The 16,283-nt window shown below is 65.0% G+C and carries 15 protein-coding genes; 6 read left to right on the top strand and 9 right to left on the bottom strand.

Translation table 11 applies throughout. The annotated features are described in order from the left end of the window. Nucleotide 1 precedes the first annotated feature (1 nt). Genes CH268_RS19375 through CH268_RS19365 form a run of 3 tightly spaced genes read right to left on the bottom strand, consistent with a single transcriptional unit; the run spans nucleotide 2 to nucleotide 5,144 of the window. The gene (locus tag CH268_RS19375; RefSeq protein ID WP_094665614.1) at nucleotides 2-1,645 is read right to left on the bottom strand and encodes a Na+/H+ antiporter subunit D; all 1,644 of its coding nucleotides are present in this window, start codon (nucleotides 1,643-1,645) and stop codon (nucleotides 2-4) included. Further along, nucleotides 1,642-2,298 carry a Na(+)/H(+) antiporter subunit C gene (locus CH268_RS19370; RefSeq protein WP_094665613.1) on the bottom strand — a complete coding sequence of 219 codons (657 nt, stop codon included), beginning with the start codon at nucleotides 2,296-2,298 and terminating at the stop codon, nucleotides 1,642-1,644. The genes CH268_RS19375 and CH268_RS19370 overlap by 4 nt, the downstream gene beginning before the upstream one ends. Beyond that, a complete protein-coding gene (locus CH268_RS19365) occupies nucleotides 2,295-5,144 on the bottom strand; it encodes a Na+/H+ antiporter subunit A (protein ID WP_032406515.1) in 2,850 nt (949 codons plus the stop codon). The genes CH268_RS19370 and CH268_RS19365 overlap by 4 nt, the downstream gene beginning before the upstream one ends. Nucleotides 5,145-5,392: 248 nt before the next feature. On the opposite strand from CH268_RS19365, the gene CH268_RS19360 reads away from it, so the two are divergent. Both CH268_RS19360 and CH268_RS19355 read left to right on the top strand, forming a co-directional pair. Then, a complete protein-coding gene (locus tag CH268_RS19360) occupies nucleotides 5,393-5,803 on the top strand; it encodes an NUDIX hydrolase (RefSeq protein ID WP_027498464.1) in 411 nt (136 codons plus the stop codon). A 60-nt stretch (nucleotides 5,804-5,863) separates the two neighbouring features. Further along, on the top strand, nucleotides 5,864-6,616 hold the full coding sequence (locus tag CH268_RS19355) for an isocitrate lyase/PEP mutase family protein (RefSeq protein ID WP_094665612.1): 753 nt from the start codon (nucleotides 5,864-5,866) through the stop codon (nucleotides 6,614-6,616). A gap of 53 nt (nucleotides 6,617-6,669) precedes the next feature. Here the strand turns inward: CH268_RS19355 and CH268_RS19350 are convergent, their stop codons facing one another. From CH268_RS19350 to CH268_RS19325, 6 genes are all read right to left on the bottom strand, one after another. Beyond that, nucleotides 6,670-8,853 carry an AAA family ATPase gene (locus CH268_RS19350; RefSeq protein WP_094665611.1) on the bottom strand — a complete coding sequence of 728 codons (2,184 nt, stop codon included), beginning with the start codon at nucleotides 8,851-8,853 and terminating at the stop codon, nucleotides 6,670-6,672. 21 nt (nucleotides 8,854-8,874) lie between these two features. Next, entirely contained in the window at nucleotides 8,875-9,729 is an 855-nt protein-coding gene (locus CH268_RS19345) for a CDP-alcohol phosphatidyltransferase family protein (protein ID WP_027498461.1), read from the bottom strand. 7 nt (nucleotides 9,730-9,736) lie between these two features. Beyond that, nucleotides 9,737-10,453, bottom strand: a complete 717-nt coding sequence (locus tag CH268_RS19340) for a phosphatidylserine decarboxylase (protein WP_094665610.1) — start codon at nucleotides 10,451-10,453, stop codon at nucleotides 9,737-9,739. Between the two features lie 139 nt (nucleotides 10,454-10,592). Further along, on the bottom strand, nucleotides 10,593-10,862 hold the full coding sequence (locus tag CH268_RS19335) for a GlsB/YeaQ/YmgE family stress response membrane protein (protein WP_027498459.1): 270 nt from the start codon (nucleotides 10,860-10,862) through the stop codon (nucleotides 10,593-10,595). Between the two features lie 87 nt (nucleotides 10,863-10,949). Continuing rightward, nucleotides 10,950-11,414 (bottom strand): SRPBCC family protein, encoded by a 465-nt coding sequence (locus CH268_RS19330; RefSeq protein WP_057472693.1) that lies wholly within the window; start codon nucleotides 11,412-11,414, stop codon nucleotides 10,950-10,952. A 158-nt stretch (nucleotides 11,415-11,572) separates the two neighbouring features. Then, entirely contained in the window at nucleotides 11,573-12,349 is a 777-nt protein-coding gene (locus tag CH268_RS19325; RefSeq protein WP_027498457.1) for a DUF1206 domain-containing protein, read from the bottom strand. 264 nt (nucleotides 12,350-12,613) lie between these two features. Here CH268_RS19325 and CH268_RS27960 point away from each other — a divergent pair, with 264 nt between their 5' ends. The 4 genes from CH268_RS27960 (at nucleotide 12,614) to CH268_RS19310 (ending at nucleotide 16,275) form a co-directional block, all read left to right on the top strand. Next, nucleotides 12,614-12,751, top strand: a complete 138-nt coding sequence (locus tag CH268_RS27960; RefSeq protein ID WP_155288428.1) for a hypothetical protein — start codon at nucleotides 12,614-12,616, stop codon at nucleotides 12,749-12,751. Between the two features lie 97 nt (nucleotides 12,752-12,848). Further along, nucleotides 12,849-14,504 (top strand): FAD-dependent oxidoreductase, encoded by a 1,656-nt coding sequence (locus CH268_RS19320; RefSeq protein WP_094665608.1) that lies wholly within the window; start codon nucleotides 12,849-12,851, stop codon nucleotides 14,502-14,504. Beyond that, a complete protein-coding gene (locus CH268_RS19315) occupies nucleotides 14,501-15,934 on the top strand; it encodes an ATP-binding protein (RefSeq protein ID WP_032390652.1) in 1,434 nt (477 codons plus the stop codon). Before CH268_RS19320 ends, CH268_RS19315 begins: the two co-directional genes overlap by 4 nt. Continuing rightward, a complete protein-coding gene (locus CH268_RS19310) occupies nucleotides 15,931-16,275 on the top strand; it encodes a UBP-type zinc finger domain-containing protein (RefSeq protein ID WP_032390651.1) in 345 nt (114 codons plus the stop codon). The genes CH268_RS19315 and CH268_RS19310 overlap by 4 nt, the downstream gene beginning before the upstream one ends. The last annotated feature ends 8 nt before the right edge of the window (nucleotides 16,276-16,283 follow it).

Below are 16,283 nucleotides of genomic sequence, written 5' to 3'. Positions count from 1 at the left end.
TTCATCGGGTGCCCTCCTCGACTGCGCGTGCCTGTTCGTAGGCCTGATCGCCGACGAACTCGGCTCCCCGCACCGCGTCGATGTACACCGAGCGATCCCGCAGATCCGCCGCCGCCCGATCGCTGATGTCGATGATGCGCCCGGCGAACACCGTCATCGCCAAACCGACGACGACGAGGCCGATCGTCGGGATCAACATGAAGGCGGGCATCCGGCCCACATCCTCGCGGTCACCGAACTGGATGTCCGAGGAATCGTCGAGCAGGGCAGAGGGGCTGTTGTCCGCGAGGTCGCCTTCCGGTGCGTCGGCGCGGGCTCGCCAGAACGCCTTGGTCCAGACACGAGCAACCACGTAGAGCGTCAGCAGGCTGGTGACGGTGCCGCCGGCCACGAGCAACCAGGCCAGTACGCTGCCCTGGTCGCTGCCGGCCTGCAGCAGGGCGACCTTGCCGATGAACCCCGAGAACGGTGGAATACCACCGAGATTGAGGGCCGGCACCAGGAAGACGATGGCCAGCACCGGGCTGGCCGCGGCCAATCCACCGAGCCGTCGCAGTGACGACGAACCGGCCTGACGTTCGATCAGACCGACGACGAGGAACAGGGTCGTCTGCACCAGAATGTGGTGCGCCACATAGTAGATCGAGCCGGACAGTCCTGATTGGGTCGACAGCGCGACACCGAAGATCATGTAGCCGATGTGGCTGACCAGGGTGAACGAGAGCAGTCGTTTGATGTCGCTCTGTGCGATGGAGCCGAGGATGCCGACGAGCATCGTCAGCAGGCCGCAGACCATCAGCACATTGTCGAGCGAGCCGTCCGGGAACAGCAGCGTGTGCGCGCGAATGATCGCGTAGACACCGACTTTCGTCAGCAAGCCGGCGAACACCGCGGTGACCGGAGCCGGGGCCGTGGGGTACGAGTCGGGCAGCCACGTGGACAGCGGGAACACAGCGGCCTTGATGCCGAACGCGACCAGTAGCACCGCGAAGATGGCCGTACGAGTGCCGGACGGGATGTCGTCCATCCGCACTGCGATGTGGGCCAAGTTCAGTGTTCCGGTGGCGCCGTAGACCAGTGCGATGCCGATCAGGAAGATCAGCGAGGAGACCATCGAGACCATCACGTAGGACACGCCGGCGCGGACCCGGTCGGCACTCGCACCGAGCGTCAGCAACACGAACGAGGCGGCGAGCAGTACCTCGAAGCCGACGAACAGATTGAACAGGTCGCCGGCGAGAAACGCGTTGCAGACGCCTGCGGTCAAGGCCAGATAGGTGGGCAGGAAGATCGAGACGGGCTGATTCTCACTGCCGTCGCGGATACCCTGGCCGATCGAGTACACCATGACCGCGAGCAACACGATCGACGAGACGACGAGCATCATCGCCGAAAGTCGATCCACCACAAGCGAAATGCCCAAGGGTGAATCCCAGCCACCGACCTGCAGCGCGCTGGTCCCATCGCGATCGGCGAGGTAGAGCATCATCGACGAAATCGCGACCACCGCGGTCAGCGCGGCGAGAGTGATGAAACGCTGCGCGCGGGGGCGACGTCCCAGCACCAGCGTCAAGGCCGCGGCGAGCATCGGGATGAGCACGGGCAGCGGCGTCAGGGCATCGATCACGCCCGGGGAGATCGTCACTTGTCGTCTCCCTTCGTGTCGTCGGTGCTGGAGTCGTCAGGGCTGGGGTGCTCGGGTCGGCTGTCGTCTTTCTCGGCCGTGTCGAGTCCGTCGAGACCGCGGAGCTGGGGGTTGTCGTCGTCGTTGTCGAAGTCGCCGTCGTGCAGATCCTCGTAGCACTCCAGGTCTTCGAGGTTCCTGATCTGCTCGAGCGGGATCGGATTGCCCTTCGAGTCGAAAGCGTCGCCGCCGAAGCTCGGCTCACCGGTGACCGGGTCGTCGGAACGGTCGCGGTCCGGTGCTTCGGCCATCGAACGGCGCTGGGAGACCTTGGTGTCCTCGGGGTCGTTCTCGAGGTCGTCCTTGGTGTTGAGCGTGAACGATCGATACGCCAGCGCGAGCACGAAGGCGGCGATACCCATGGTGATGACGATCGCCGTCAGGATCATGGCCTGAGCCAGCGGATCGGCCATGTTCTGGTGCAGCGAGTTGTCTCGACCGACGATAGGCGGGGTACCTGCCGGGCCACCGACGGTGAGCAGCAACAGATTGACTCCGTTGCCGAACAGCAGCAGACCGAGCAGCATCTTGGTGATGCTGCGTTCGAGCAGCAGGTACACACCCGATGCGACGAGAACGCCGACGATGACGAGCATTCCGACATCTGCGGTCATCGGGCACTCACTCGGCCTTGGCTCTGCATTTCCACCTGTGCGTCGAGACGCGCGCCGAGACTGCGGAGCACGTCGAGTACCAACCCGACCACGATGAGATAGACACCGAGGTCGAAGAACAATGCGGTGACCAGCTTGATGTCACCGAGAATCGGCAGTGTCACTTCCAACGTCGCCGACGACAGTGCCGGAGCGCCGAGGAACATCGACGCCACCGCCGTGCCGGCCGCGAAGATCAACCCGAGACCCAGGATCTTGCCTGCGTCGATCGGGACCGCTTCGCCGAGCTCGTACCGGCCACCGGCGAGATACCGCAGCACCAGCGCGAGGCCCGCCGTCAGACCACCGGCGAAACCGCCGCCGGGGGCATTGTGTCCGGAGAAGAAGAAGTAGATCGACAGCACCATGATCGTCGGGAAGATCAACCGCGTCGTGACTTCGAGAATCAACGAACGATGCCGCGGATCGATCAGATCGCCGCCGAGCAGCCACGTCGTCTCCGCCGCGTCGTTCGTGTCCGACGACGATGCGGGGGCGTCGGACACCCGCGGAGCGCTGCCGAACCGCCGGTTGCGGAACACCAGGCTGGCCACGCCCGTCGCGGCGACGAGGAGTACGCAGATTTCGCCGAGTGTGTCCCAGGCGCGGATGTCGACGAGGATCACGTTGACGATGTTCTTGCCGTCGCCGAGCTCGTACGCGGCCTCGGGGAACTGCAGTGAGACCGGCGCGGCACTGCGGGCGTTCATCGCGAACGCGCCGAGCACGCTGACGGTCGCTCCGACGGCGACGGCGAGTGCGGCGCGGGGGCCACGCGAACCTGCCGAGCCCCGGTCGTCGACCTCGGCGGGCAGTTTGCGCAGTACCAGGACGAACACCACGAGGGTCAGCGTCTCGACGAGGAACTGAGTCAGGGCGAGGTCAGGAGCGCCATGGATGGCGAAGATGACGCCGCAGCCGTACCCGGTGAGTCCGACCAAAATGACACTGGCCAGACGGTTGCGCATCACTGTCGCGCCGAGGCCACCCGCGATCATGATCACTCCGATGACCAGCTGCAGCGGGGTGTTCCACAGCGTGTAATCCAGGCCGGGTTCTTGGCCGACGATCAACACGATGATCGGCAGCAGCACCAGCGTCAGCAGGATCGTGCCCTGAGTGAGGGGGAGCGAACCACGCTGCGTGGTGCCGGTCAAGCGAATGGACAGGGTGTCCATGGACTTGAGCACGTTGTCGTAGATGCGGTCTGCGTTACCGAGCGGCGGATGCTCGAATTTGAGTCGGTTGACCACCCGGTGTGCGATGAACAGCCCGACGCCGCCGGTGACGACGACGACGGTCAGCGCCAGCGGCAGGTTGAACCCGTGCCACAACGCCAGGTGGTAAGGCTCCTGCCCGTACGACGGCAGGGTTCGGGCGTAGGGACTGACGATGTGGTCGACGACCGAGGACGTGAATCCGGCGATCAGACCCAGAACGGCGAGGAACGCGGGCGCGGCGAGGAACAATGCGGAGGGTGCATGCATGGCCCTGACGGACGGGCTCGGACGCTTGAGCTGTTTGCGGGCGAACGCGCCCCAGACGAACCGAATGCTGTAGGTGACCGTCAGAATCGAGCCGATCACCAGGCCCGCGACGACGACAGCCGCGACCGTGGGGTCGAGCGTCGGCGTGCTGATCACGGCCGACAGGGCTGTTTCCTTGCCGACGAAGCCGATCATCGGTGGTAGTCCGGCCATGCTCGCCGCCGCGAGCGCTGCAATGGCGGCGAGCCACGGGGCCTTCTTGCCCAGGTGGGCGAGCTTACGAATGTCTCGGGTGCCGGTGGTGTGGTCGATGATGCCGACCACCATGAACAGCGTGGCCTTGAACATCGCGTGCGCGATCACCATCGTCAGACCGGCCAACATGGCCTTCTCGGATCCGATGCCGACCAGGACCATCAGGAAGCCCAGCTGGCTGACCGTGCCGAACGCCAGAATCAGTTTCAGGTCGAATGCACGCAGTGCTCGCCACCCGGCCAGAATCATCGACAGCAAGCCGAGGCTGATGACCGTGGCGCGCCACGGACCGGAGTCCGCGAAACCCGGAGCGAGGCGCGCGACCAGGTAGATACCGGCCTTGACCATCGCGGCGGCGTGCAGGTAACCACTGACCGGCGTCGGCGCGGCCATGGCACCGGGCAGCCAGAAGTGCATCGGCACGATGGCCGATTTGCTCAGTGCGCCGATGAGGATCAACACGATCGCCACTCCGGGCAGCCAGCCGCCCGGGGCGTTCGCGACGACGTCGGACAGGTTGTACGACCCAGCGGCCTGGCCGAGGACGATGATGCCCACCAGCATCGCCAGACCACCTGCGGTGGTGACGAGCAGAGCCTGCGTCGCGGCGCGCCGACTCGACGCGCGTTCTGCATAGTGGCCGACCAGCAGGAACGACAACACCGTCGTGATTTCCCAGAAGATGTAGAGCACGAGCATGTTGTCGCTGGTGATCAGACCGAACATGGCTCCGGAGAACGCGACCATCTCGGCGGCGAACAGGCCCAGCCTGGGCTCGTCGTCCTCGAAGTAGCGGGCGCAGTACAGCAGGATCAGCGAACCGATGCCCAGAACGAGCAACGACATGATGGCGGCGAGCGAATCGAAGCGCATGTCGATGTCCATCGACAGGCCGGGAACCCATTCGATGTGCAGCTTCTGGTCGGTGTTCCAGTTGCCGAACACCCAGATCAGGCTGAGCAGTGGCACCAGGGCCAAAGGGAAGAATGCAGTACGTCCCCACCACCGGACGAGAAGCGGCGCGAGCAGCGCGGCGGCGGCGTGCGCAAGAAGAATAGCGAGCAAAAATCACTCCGTCGTCTCGGTCGCCTCGGCTTTCGGGCCGGGGCGGTGGTCGTAGGGCGGCGATGAGTAGGGTCGTGAAATTGTGTGTGAAATCGACCTGGGTCTCCGAAGACTCGGCCTTTGAGAAATAGCGGACCGACCACCGAACGGTGGCGGGCACGTTTGTCGGTTTCCATCCTACTTTGCGTGGTCGACGGCGTGCCATGCGGTACAAACCGGACGTTTCCGATAGAGAGAGTCGATCGTCGATGAGTGAACCGAGACCCATTCGCACCGCCGGTCTTGCGTACGTTCGCCACCGCCGCATGCTTCAGACGCGGTCGACGGGCAAATCTGCCTTCTACATGGCCGGCGGCAAGATCGATCCCGGCGAGTCGCCCGAGCAGGCGCTGCACCGCGAGATCAGGGAAGAACTCGACGCCGCGGTCATCGACGTTCGGCTGCTCGGAGTGTTCGAGTGCCAGGCCTGGGGCCATCCGATGGGCACCCCGCTCGAGATCACGTGTTTTCTCGCCGATCTTGCCGACGAGCCGACGCCGACCAGCGAGATCGCCGAGATTCGATACTTCACTCGCGACGAGTACGCCGCCATGCCCGATGTCGCCCCGGGGTCGTTGATGGTGTTCGACCGAATGAAGGCCCTCGATTTGATCGACTGAAGCGCGTATGTTGGATGTGGGAGAACGTACGTTCTCCACAACCGCCGCGAAGGAGTCTCCATGACCGACCTGTCCCAGAAGGCCACCACCCTGCTCGAGCTGCACCAGCCGGGCAACCCGGTCGTCCTGCCGACCGTATGGGACGCCTGGTCCGCCAACCTCGCCGTGTCCGCCGGCTTTACTGCACTGACCGTCGGCAGCCACCCCGTCTCCGACTCCATCGGCAAGCCCGACAACGAGGGCATCACCTTCGACGAACTGCTCAACCGCATCTCCCAGATCTCCGCCGCCGTGGACGCACCGCTCTCGGTCGACATCGAATCCGGCTACGGAGAAGACCCCAAGCGCCTGATCGACGGACTGATCTCCGCCGGAGCCGTCGGCCTCAACATCGAGGACACCGTCCACAGTGAGGGCGGCCGACTCCGCGAAGCACAGGAACACGCCGACTTCGTCGGAGCCCTCCGCGCCGCATCCGACGCCACCGACGTCCACGTCGTCATCAACGCCCGCACCGACCTGTTCGTCAAGCAGATCGGTGACGAGAACGATCGCGTCGACCGCGCCATCGCACGCCTGAAACTGGCCGCCGCTGCCGGTGCCGACTCGCTCTACCCCGTCGGCTTCCACAACGACGCCGACTACAAGCGTCTCGCCGAAGAACTCCCGCTGCCCATCAACGCCATCGCCAACCCCGCCGAGGGCGACCTCTCGCACTTCGCTTCCCTCGGCGTCGGTCGCATCAGCTTCGGCCCGATCTTCCAGATGGTGCTCGCCAAGCGCGCCGAAGAAGTTCTGGCCCGCTGGAAGTGAGAGCGGCTGCGCCGCTTGTGAGTGAAACTTCGTAGCCTGCTACGAGTTTCCGCTCACGACCCGTAAGCCCGCAGATGCGCCACCTGCTCGGGATCGAGTGACGGCTTGACCGTCGCCCGAGCGGTGGCGACATCGTCGGCGGTGACGTCCGCTGCGTCCATCGACCGACGCATCGCCGTCAGTGCGGCCTCGCGCAGCAGGGCTGCGCAGTCCGCGGCGGAGTAGCCGTCGAGATCGCGTGCGAGGGATTCGAGATCGACATCCTCGGCGAGCGGGGTCGACTTGCCCGACGCCTTCAGGATGTCCACTCGCGCATCGGCATCCGGCGGCGGGACGAAGACCAGGCGCTCGAGCCTGCCGGGTCGTAGTAGAGCCGGGTCGATCAGATCGGGCCGGTTCGTTGCGCCGAGAACGACGACGTCGCGCAGTGGTTCGACGCCGTCGAGCTCGGTCAGCAGTGCCGCGACCACTCGGTCGCCGACACCGGAATCCGAACTCTGCCCGCGACGCGGTACGAGGGCGTCGACCTCGTCGAGAAAGATGAGCGAGGGGGCGGAGTCGCGGGCACGCTGAAACAGTTCACGCACAGCCTTTTCCGAGGATCCGACCCACTTGTCCATCAGTTCCGCGCCCTTGACCGAGTGCACGCTGAGCTGGCCCGAACTGGCCAGGGCGCGCACCAGAAACGTCTTGCCGCATCCGGGTGGGCCGTACAGCAGAACTCCGCGCGGTGGCTCGATGCCCAAGCGCGCGAACGAATCCGGATGACGCAGCGGCCACAGGACGGCCTCGGTCAGGGCCTGCTTGGTCTCGACCATGTCTCCCACGTCCTCGAGGGAGAGGCTGCCGATCGCCAATTCCTCGGCCCCCGATCGTGACAACGGCCGAATCACCTGCAGCGCGCCGATCAGGTCGTCGTGCATCAGTGAGGCGGCCGTCGCATCGTTCGATGCTCGCGCGGCCGCTCGTAGCGCCGCTTCGCGCACCAGGGCAGCGAGATCGGCGACAACGAAACCCGGTGTCCGTGAAGCTATTTCGACGAGGTCGACATCACCCTGAGGGACCTTCTTCAGTAGATGCTCCAGTAACGCTCTGCGACCGGCGGCATCGGGGAGAGTGAGGGTCAGTTCGCGATCGCACAGATCCTGCCCACGCACTCTGGCGTCGGTGGCCTCGGGATGTGCCGTCGTCACGATCAGTGCGAAGCCCGGAGTGTCCACGGCACGGCGCAGCACATCGAGGACGAACGTCGACGCAGGCTCCGGATCGGACGGCAGCAACGCGTCGACATCGGTGATCAGCAGCACCCCCGAGCCGGTCAGTTCGTCCACCGCAGCAGTGACGCGTTCGACGCGAGCCGACGCCTCCAATGCGCCGATCGACGGCCCGTCCAGCACGACGCATCGCCGTTCGCCGATGACGGCGCGTGCCAACGTCGTCTTGCCCACTCCGCCGGGGCCGGTGATCAGCACACCCAGATGCGGAGATGCGCCGAGGGTGGCGAGCAGTTCCGACTCGTCGAGCGCCAGTCGTAGCCACTCGGTGAGTTTGGCCTGTGCAGTGCTCACACCCACCAGGTCGGCTGCGCTGACGCGTGGCGGGGCCGCAGCTCCGAGCGTCGGAACCGATGTGGCCGAGGCTGATTCAGGTGATCCCGAGGCGACCGTGCCGCGTCCCCAGCTCACCGCAGAATTGGGTTGCACGCTCACGGGACCGCCGGAGGGTTCGACGGCCGAGACCGTCAACAGTTCGGTCGTCCACGCCACCCCGAACGTTCGCGACAGTGCCTGCGTGGCCGTCGACGTCGATGTGCCGGGCCCCAGATCGCGGGGGAGGAGCGACACGGTGTCGCCCACGGTGAGGACCTTGCCGAGCAGCGCTTGGCGCAGGGTGGCGTCGGAAATGGAACCGGTGGCCAAGGCCGACCCGGTGACCGTGACGGTTCTCGCCCCGTAGACCGTCACGGGAGCGACTGCCACAGAAGCATTTTCGCGCAGTCCGGCATTGGAGAGCGTGACGTCGTCGAGCAGCGCGGTACCCTGCGGGATTCCGCTGGGAGCCTCGGCAACCACCGCAGCCGTACGCCGAGAACCGATGAGCGAGACGGCATCCCATTCCCGCAGACCGAGCGCCGCCAAGACCTCGGGATGGAGCCGGACGACGCCTCGCCTGGCGTCGGCAGCCGAGGTGTTCAATCGGGTGGTGAGAACGAGCTCGGGGGTTCGGGATTCGGTCACACGTCCAACCTAATGGGGTCGTCAGCTGCGCGGTCGGCGAAGTCCCAGACGCGCCTGCGACCGGCGCGCGTTGCCGGGCGACCGTCGAATGGCGCGGCGTTCCGCGCGACGCTCGGCCGGCTTCGCATCCCACGTGTACGGGCGTGCAGCCGTCCAGCGCTGCGAGCGCACCGCGAACGGAATGTGCACGAGGTAGGCGAACACCAATCCCATCAGCAGGACCAGCGGGAACGTGATGAGCGCGGCAGCGAGCAGCGCGACCAACACCAGCAAACCGGCGGCCAAGCGCGGTGGCACCGAGACCGTCTTGAGCGCGAGAGTGGGGATGGTGCTGACGATCAGACCGGCGGTGAGGATCGACCAGCCGGCGACGACGTAGAACGAGGCCCACCAGCCGTCGCCGAATTCCTCGAATGCAGCGATCGGGGCGAGCGCGATGAGTGCACCTGCGGGTGCGGGGACCCCGGTGAAGAACTCGCGGGCGTACGCCGGGGTGTCGTCCTCGTCGAGCAGGGTGTTGAACCGGGCGAGGCGGAGCACGATACTCACGGCGTACACCAGTGCGACGATCCAACCGCCACTACTGCCCTCGAGCAGAGTCACGTAGAGCACCAGGGCGGGCGCGACGCCGAACGAGATTGCATCGGACAGAGAATCCAGCTCGGCACCGATCTTGCTGGTGGCGTCGAGCAGACGAGCGATGCGGCCGTCCAGTGCATCGAGTATCGCAGCGGCACCGATCATCGCGAGTGCGGTTCCGAGTTGACCGTCGAGAGCGAACTTGACCGCCGACAGCCCGGAGCACAACGCGAGAATGGTGACGACCGACGGAAGCAGACGGATAGCAGCAGGCGGCTTGGCGCGTCTGGTGATCATGTCGTTTCTACTGGGGGAGCTCGGCGAGTACCGTCTCGGCACCGACCGCTCGTTGGCCGCGTTCGACGAGGAGCGTCGTCCCGGCCGGGAAGTAGGTGTCGACGCGGGAGCCGAATCGGATCAGGCCGTACGTGTCGCCGATGGAGAGCACGTCTCCGACCTTCGCGTTGTTGACGATGCGTCGAGCGATGAGACCGGCGATCTGAACTACGCCGACGTGGTGGCCGGATTCGGTCTCGATGTGCATGCTGTTGCGCTCGTTGACCTCACTGGCCTCGGCCAGGTCGGCGGACTTGAACTGGCCGCGGCGATGTACGACCTCGACCACGCGTCCGCCGACGGGAACACGCTGCACGTGCACGTCCAGAACGGACAGGAAGATGCTCACTCGCGGCACGGGCTGTGCACCGAGATCGAGCTCGGCGGGCGGGACGGCGGTGTCGACGAGGGTGACCAAACCGTCGGCGGGAGCGACGACGACGCCGGGGCGGTTCGGCGGCACCCGCGACGGGTGGCGGAAGAAGGTGGCGCAGGCTCCTGCGGCGACGAGCCCGGCATTGCGGACCCACTTCGACCGACGGGCGAGCACTGCGACGGCCAGGGGACCGCCGACGAAGGGCAGTCCGGCGGGGTGTAGCGGTGGAACCGTTTCGCGAACCAGGTCGACGATGTGAGCCACTCCCGTGCGGGGTGGTTGATCAATCGGGGCGGGACGGCGTGCCACGGTCTCCTCTTACTGTCGGGCGAGCTCGGATGCGGGCAGGGATTGGACGCCGGGGACTGATCGGACGGCGAACAAAACGACTGCCGGGGCCCTCACAGAGTACGTGAGCGGCCCCGGCAGTCGGGAAGTGCGAGTGAAATCAGACGCGGCTGCGACCGGTCACGAGCTTGACCAGGAACAGCAGGATGCATGCACCGAGGATGCAGGTGATGAAGCTGAAGATCAGGCCGCCACCTTCGACGTCGACGCCGAAGACCTTGAGCAGGTAACCGCCGATGAGGCCGCCGATGATGCCGACGACGATGTTCAGGATGATGCCCATCTGAGCATCGGTCTTCATGATCTTGCTGCCGATCCAGCCTGCGAGCCCGCCGATGATGATCCAGCCGATGATTCCGAGACCCAACATGTGTTGCCCCCACTTTCCGTGTGTTCGATTGCTTGTCGAAACCATGGATGCCCAGGGGCAACAAACCTGAAACCTTCCTGAGAAAAGTTATTTTCGGCTCGACTTTTCGCTTTCGGTCTTGATTCGTCGGAGCGTGCTGTTCATGCCTTCGACCAGCTCGACATCGAACTCGTCGATCCCGCCGAGGATCCGCTTGACCAGCAGCGACGACACGGCCGAGGTGCCGCTCGGTGCTTCCCGCTTCTCGACGACGGTGGTTCCGTTTGCCGTCGGAGTGAGCGTGTACGACCAGATCGTCTTGTTCTCGACGATGCGGAACGCCAGTGCCTTGTTCGGCTCGAAGGTGACGACCTTGGCGCTGGTCGGCCAGACGAGCAGGCCCTTGCGGTTGATGTTGAGCGTTCGGGTGCCCTTGCCGACGGGTCCGCCGAAGACCTTCATCTTCTTGCACTGCGGACTCCACTCGCCCATGCGCTGTAGGTCCGAGACGACCGACCACACGGCCTGCGGACTGGCATCGATGTCGATCGTGGCTTCGAGGGTCTTGCTCAACGTGGGCCTCCGGGTTGTAGGAATAGCTGCAACTGATCGTCACACCAATCGTGTGCATCCTATGCGGCCGTGACCACACTCGGCCACCATGTGAGTGAAACCTCGTAGCCCACTACGAACTTCCACTCACATGCGAGCGAAGCGAGCTCCACTCCCGCTCACATGCGAGCGAAGCGAGCCAAGACGAACGCATACAGGCCGTAAAGAGCGATTCCCACGCCGGCGAGGATCAACAGAACCTGCCCGTACGGCTGGGCTCCCAGGGTCTTGACGGCGCCGTCGATTCCGGTGGCCTTCGACGGGTCCGACTGCAGTACCGCCACGACCACGAGGATTCCGGCTCCCACGAGCGCCGTGCCCTTGGCCGCGTATCCGGCGATACCGAGTTTGACGACCGCTCCGCTCTGGCTGCCTTCGAGGTCGTCGAGGAAATTCTTCGAGACGCCCTTGTAGACGTGGTATCCGCCGACGCCGATGACGATCAGGGCGATGACGATCAGTACGAGCTTGCCGCCACCGGATTCCATCAGTCGCGCCGAGTAGCCGGCGTTCTGTTGTCCGCTGGACTTACCGGATCCGGTCGCGAAACCGTAGGTAGAGAATGCGAAGGCGATGTAGACGACGGCCAGCGCCGCCGCCTTGAGTCGATCCATCGCGCTGCCCTCGTCGGAATCGGACTTCTTGCCGACGATGGCCTCGACGATGCGCCACAGGGCCAGTGCCACGAACGCGACGACGGCAACCCACAGTGCGATCTTGCCGCCGGGCTTCTCGGCCAGTTCTGCGAGTGCTCCGGACTGGTCGGCGTTACCGCCCTGACCGAACGCCAATCGGATGGCGATGTACCCGATCAGGATGTGCAGCACTCCGCTGACGAAGTGGCCGGCCCGGGCCGCCTTCTCGAATGCACCGTTGTCCTGAACTGAATTGGCCAGTGATTTTCCTGTAGCCGATTTGCCTGCTCCCGAATGTCCCGACGTGGATTTTCCCGACGTGTTCACGAACGTTCCCCGATCAGTTGATGTGGGCCGATGTTTACCCCACGTAGAGCGGGGAGAAACGGTCTTTCGGCGCGAAACGCCGTACGAGATCCCAGCCCGGCGTTAACGCCGGGCGGACACTGATCGATGTAGCAAGCGGAGTGTCGGGACCAACGAAGAAATTGTTCGGAGTGATCCACCGTGAAATTACAGTCGATAATGCGTCGTACCAGCAGTGATCTGCCCCTGTTGAAGACCGCCAGGATGAGCGGCAGTCCGCGTACCTGGCCTGCCGAGAAGCTCGAGCGGCTGCTCACCCCGCAGGAGATCGATCTGATCAGGCGCGGCCGAATCTGACCCTGCTGTTCCCAGGCTCGACGCCGTCACTCACCTCCCATAGGGGGTCCGGTGGTGGCATGCTCATGAGGTTGACGAGCACCAGTCCTGGAGGGTCATGAAACCGGTCATTCTCAGCGTCGACGACGATCCCGGAGTATCGCGTTCGGTCGCCCGCGACCTGCGCCGCCGGTACGGCGAGCAGTACCGCATCGTGCGCGCGGAATCCGGTGCCGGGGCGCTCGATGCGCTCAAGGAACTGACGTTGCGCGGCACTCCGGTCGCGATCCTGTTGGCCGACTACCGCATGCCGAACATGAGCGGCATGGAATTTCTCGAACAGGCCATGGATCTGTTCCCGACGGCGCGGCGAATCCTGCTCACCGCCTATGCCGACACCGACGCTGCGATCGACGCCATCAACGTCATCGATCTCGACTACTACCTGCTCAAGCCGTGGGATCCACCCGAGGAAAAGCTCTACCCCGTCCTCGACGCTCAGCTCGAAGCCTGGTGTGCGTACGACCACCGGGCGGTGGAGGACACCAAGATCGTCGGCCACCGCTGGTCTGCGCGGTCTTCGGAGATCAGGGAGTTCCTCGCCCGCAATCAACTGCCGTACCGCTGGTACATGTCCGACGAATCGGAGGGTGCGCGGCTGTTGGCGGCGGCCGGAGTGGCCGACGACCGGCTGCCGGTGGTCATCACCACCGAAGGTGACGCGTTGATCGAGCCGTCCGATGCCGAACTCGGCAACCGCCTGGGGCTGACGGTCTCGCCGTCGGAAGAGTTCTACGACCTCGTCGTCATCGGCGGCGGCCCGGCCGGTCTCGGCGCTGCGCTCTACGGCGCGTCCGAGGGCCTGCGCACCACGTTGATCGAGCGCACCGCGACCGGCGGGCAGGCCGGGCAGAGTTCACGCATCGAGAACTACCTCGGTTTTCCCGACGGCGTCTCGGGTGCACAACTCGCGGAGCGGGCTCGGCGGCAGGCGCTGAAGTTCGGTGCCGAGGTGGTCACCACGCAGGACGTCGTGGCCTTGGAGGCCAACGGCGCTGCGCGGACCGTGCGGTTCGCCGACGGCCGCAGCATCAGCGCCCAGACGATCATCCTGTCCACCGGCGTCGCGTACCGCCGGTTGGAGGCCCCCGGAATCGACGACTTCACCGGTCGCGGAGTGTTCTACGGATCGGCGATGACCGAGGCAGCTCGCTGCGCCGAGCAGGACGTCTTCATCGTCGGCGGCGCGAACTCCGCAGGCCAGGCAGCGGTGTATCTCTCACGGGGCGCGAGGTCGGTGACGATCCTGATCCGCGCGGCGTCCCTCGAGGCATCGATGTCGTACTACCTCATCAAGCAGATCGAGGAGAACCCGAAGATCAGCGTTCGGCCGTGTACCGAGGTCGTCGGCGTCTCCGGTGACGGGCACCTCGAGCAGATCACGCTGCACAACAGGGCAACCGACGAGACGACGACGGTGGACGCGCAGTATCTGTTTCTGTTCATCGGCGCGGCACCGCGTACCGATTGGCTCGACGGCGTGCTCGTGCGTGACGATCACGGATTCGTGGTGACGGGCCCCGATCTGGTGGTCGACGGCCGCGGTCCTGCCGGGTGGACACCCGCGCGGTTGCCGCATCACCTCGAGACGAGCGTGCCGGGAGTGTTCGCGGCCGGGGACGTCCGGTCGGACTCGGCCAAGCGGGTTGCCTCGGCAGTGGGAGAAGGAGCGATGGCCGTGATGTTGGTGCACAGATACCTGGCAAATCCGTGAACGCGCCCCTGTGCGATCCGGAGGAGTTGCGGACGCTGTTCTTGTTCGAGCAGCTCACCGACGCACAGCTCGCCGAGCTGTGTCGAGACGGCCGTATCGAAACGATCGAGCCGGGGCCGGTGTACGCAGAGGGCGACCCAGCGACGTGCTTCTACGTGTTGATCGAGGGCTCGGTGGTGCTCTCGAAGCTCTCGGGCGGGGAAGACCTGGTGGTCAATCGCACCTCGCAGCGCGGGGTGTATGCCGGTGCGTGGCAGGCGTATCTGGGCGATCGAGTACCGCAGACCTATCAGGGTTCGATGCGGGTGACCGCGCAGTCCCGGTTCTTCGTCCTCGATGCCGACTGCTTCGCCTCGATCGTGCGCGAGTGGTTCCCGATGGCGTTGCATCTGCTCGAGGGATTGTTCTTCGGAAATCAGAACACCAAGCAGGTCGTCGAGCAGCGAGAACGCTTGTTGGCGTTGGGTTCTCTGTCGGCCGGGTTGACGCACGAGCTGAACAATCCGGCCGCGGCCGCGGTGCGGGCGACGTCCGCGTTGCGAAATCGGGTGGCGCACATGCGGCAGAAATTGGCAATGATTGCCGGCGGGACTCTCGATCGCTCGAGCTTGTCGCATCTGGTCGGACTGCAGAACGAGGCCGTGGAGTTGGTGGCCAAGGCTCCGAAGCTCACCGCAATGGAAGCGTCGGACCGGGAGGACGAGCTCGGAGAGTGGTTCGACGACAACGGAATCGACGGGGGATGGGATCTGGCCCCCACTTTCGTCTCGGCGGGTCTCGACGTGCCGTGGCTGGATCGGGTGTCGGCGACGGTGGGGGATCCGGCCATGCTCGAAGGGGCGATCAGGTGGCTCAACTACACGGTGGAAACCGAGTTGTTGATGAACGAGATCTCGGATTCGACCACTCGGATCTCCACTCTGGTCGGCGCGGCCAAGCAGTACTCGCAGATGGATCGAGCGCCGTACCAGACCGTCGATGTGCGGGAACTACTCGACAGCACGCTGATCATGTTGGGGCGCAAGATCGGTGACGATATCCGCGTGGTGAAGGAATACGACCCGTCGGTCCCGCCCATTCCCGCGTATGCCGCCGAGCTCAATCAGGTATGGACCAATCTGATCGACAATGCGGTGCAGGCCATGGAGGGCCGCGGCACGCTCACCGTCCGCACACTTCTCGACGACGATCAGGTGCAGATCGAGGTGTGCGATACCGGACCCGGTGTGCCGGAGGACATTCGGTCGCGAATATTCGAGCCGTTCTTCACCACCAAGGCCGTCGGTGAGGGCACGGGGCTCGGTCTGGACATCTCGTGGCGGATCGTGGTGAAGAAACATCAGGGCGATCTGCGAGTGGTGTCCCAGCCGGGGGACACCCGATTCATCGTGCGACTGCCCGTTCATCCAGCAATCGAGGAGGCATCATGACAATCGACGGTATCGATCCGACAGTCTCGCCGTCCGGCCCGGGCTGCGTGGAGTGCACGCAGACGCAGGGGTGGTGGGTGCATCTGCGGCGGTGTGCGCAGTGCGGGCACATCGGGTGCTGTGATTCGTCTCCGTCGCAGCACGCCAGCAAGCATGCCGAATCCACTCGGCACCAGTTCGTGCGCAGCTTCGAGCCCGGCGAGGACTGGTTCTACAACTACGAGGACGAGCAGATGTACGACGGGCCCGAACTTGCTCCGCCGCAACATCATCCGCTCGACCAGACGGTTCCGGGCCCTCGTGAACGGGTGCCCTCGAATTGGCAGAGTCTGATCAACTGAATGGGCGG

It is taken from the genome of Rhodococcus sp. 06-1460-1B (genome assembly GCF_002258475.1).
GTDB classification, from domain to species: Bacteria; Actinomycetota; Actinomycetes; order Mycobacteriales; family Mycobacteriaceae; genus Rhodococcoides; species Rhodococcoides fascians.
This window is presented reverse-complemented; position numbering and strand designations above follow the sequence as displayed.

Bases quoted from the DNA above. Each gene is read 5' to 3' on its own strand.
- CH268_RS19370 (WP_094665613.1), bottom strand. From the start codon at position 2,298: ATGACCGCAGATGTCGGAATGCTCGTCATCGTCGGCGTTCTCGTCGCA.
- CH268_RS19360 (WP_027498464.1), top strand. From the start codon at position 5,393: ATGAGTGAACCGAGACCCATTCGCACCGCCGGTCTTGCGTACGTTCGC.
- CH268_RS19355 (WP_094665612.1), top strand. From the start codon at position 5,864: ATGACCGACCTGTCCCAGAAGGCCACCACCCTGCTCGAGCTGCACCAG.
- CH268_RS19345 (WP_027498461.1), bottom strand. From the start codon at position 9,729: ATGATCACCAGACGCGCCAAGCCGCCTGCTGCTATCCGTCTGCTTCCG.
- CH268_RS19335 (WP_027498459.1), bottom strand. From the start codon at position 10,862: ATGTTGGGTCTCGGAATCATCGGCTGGATCATCATCGGCGGGCTCGCA.
- CH268_RS27960 (WP_155288428.1), top strand. From the start codon at position 12,614: ATGCGTCGTACCAGCAGTGATCTGCCCCTGTTGAAGACCGCCAGGATG.
- CH268_RS19320 (WP_094665608.1), top strand. From the start codon at position 12,849: ATGAAACCGGTCATTCTCAGCGTCGACGACGATCCCGGAGTATCGCGT.
- CH268_RS19310 (WP_032390651.1), top strand. From the start codon at position 15,931: ATGACAATCGACGGTATCGATCCGACAGTCTCGCCGTCCGGCCCGGGC.